We start from the raw sequence: 1,522 nt of genomic DNA, 5'->3' as shown, positions 1-1,522 counted from the left end.
GTTAAAGATGAAATCGGAATTGACTAAAGCCTAGAAAACTAGATGAAATGATAAAAATGTGGTACAATTGCATAGTAAATTGTAGCAATGGGAGAGAAAAATGAATCTTAAACGAGAACAAGAATTTGTTAGCCAGTATCACTTTGATGCTCGTAACTTTGAATGGGAAAATGAAAATGGAGCTCCTGAAACCAAGGTAGACGTGAACTTTCAGTTGCTCCAACATGACCAAGAAAACCAAGTAACTTCGCTTGTTGTTATCTTGAGTTTTATGATTGTCTTTGACAAATTTGTCATCAGCGGAACAATTTCTCAAGTTAACCACGTGGAAGGTCGAATTGTCAACGAACCAAGCGAATTTAACCAAGAAGAAGTCGAAACCTTGGCACGTCCATGTTTGAACATGCTCAATCGTTTGACGTATGAAGTAACAGAAATCGCCTTGGATCTTCCAGGGATCAATTTGGAGTTTTAGTCATGAAATTAGCTGTCATTACAGATTCTTCAGCCTATTTAGAGGAGAAGACGCTGCAAAGAGAGAATCTATTTATCTTGGATATTCCTGTTAACATTGATGGGGAGGAGTATGTTGAAGGTGTCAATCTGACTGCTGAGGAATTTTATCAAAAAATGGTTCAGTCTGTAGAATTGCCTAAAACTAGCCAACCAAGTATTGCCAAATTGGATGAGATTCTTAGTTCTTTGAAAGACGAGGGTTATACCCATGTCTTGGGACTCTTTCTTTCGTCAGGAATTTCAGGCTTTTATCAGAACATCCAATACATGTTGGATGAGTATGATGGCTTGACCATTGCCTTTCCAGATACCCATATCACCAGTTCCCCTCTAGGATTTATGGTAGAGAGTGCTTTTGAATGGGCAGAACAAGGTGATGATTTTGCCCAGATTCAGGAGAAGTTGGGGATCCAAATTGCTGATAATTCAGCCTTTATCATAGTAGATGACCTCGACCACTTGGTTAAAGGAGGACGTTTGTCAAATGGGGCAGCTATCTTAGGGAATCTCCTCAGTATCAAGCCTATCCTTTACTTTAATGACCAAGGTGTGATTGAAGTTTACGAAAAAGTTCGTACGGAAAAGAAGGCAATCAAACGTTTGGTGGAAATCATCAAGGAGTTGACAAAAGATGGGGACTACCGTATAACAGTCATCCATGGCAATGCTCCTCAAAAGGCAGTGGATTTGCGCCAGCTTTTGATGGAGAGTGGTGTGACTTCTGAGATTCCAATTAATACCTTTGGGAGTGTCATTGGGACCCACCTTGGAGAAGGTAGTATCGCCTTGAGCTATACACCAATCGTCTAAATTGTTCTTACAAGCTTTGTATCTTAGCAATTGAACACGGCCTACCTGCCTCTTGAAAAAAGATGCCTGTCTTGCCTTTCGTAGAAAGTCAGCGCCATTCCTTATTTTTCATGGGCAGCTAACGTCCTTTGTATCTTGATAATTGAACACGCCTGGAACCCTGTGTGAAAAAGATAGTTCTTCCAAGGAGTAGACA

The 1,522-nt window shown here is 40.3% G+C and carries 2 protein-coding genes; both read left to right on the top strand.

Translation table 11 applies throughout. The features are described 5' to 3' along the window. Positions 1–100: 100 nt before the first annotated feature. The gene (locus GMD4S_RS08750; RefSeq protein ID WP_001050092.1) at positions 101–475 is read left to right on the top strand and encodes a DUF1149 family protein; all 375 of its coding nucleotides are present in this window, start codon (positions 101–103) and stop codon (positions 473–475) included. Positions 476–477: 2 nt separating this feature from the next. Next, the gene (locus tag GMD4S_RS08745) at positions 478–1,326 is read left to right on the top strand and encodes a DegV family protein (RefSeq protein WP_000762165.1); all 849 of its coding nucleotides are present in this window, start codon (positions 478–480) and stop codon (positions 1,324–1,326) included. Positions 1,327–1,522 lie beyond the last annotated feature (196 nt).

This window comes from Streptococcus sp. GMD4S (assembly GCF_000296955.1).
This window is presented reverse-complemented; position numbering and strand designations above follow the sequence as displayed.

Bases quoted from the DNA above. Each gene is read 5' to 3' on its own strand.
- GMD4S_RS08750 (WP_001050092.1), top strand. From the start codon at position 101: ATGAATCTTAAACGAGAACAAGAATTTGTTAGCCAGTATCACTTTGAT.
- GMD4S_RS08745 (WP_000762165.1), top strand. From the start codon at position 478: ATGAAATTAGCTGTCATTACAGATTCTTCAGCCTATTTAGAGGAGAAG.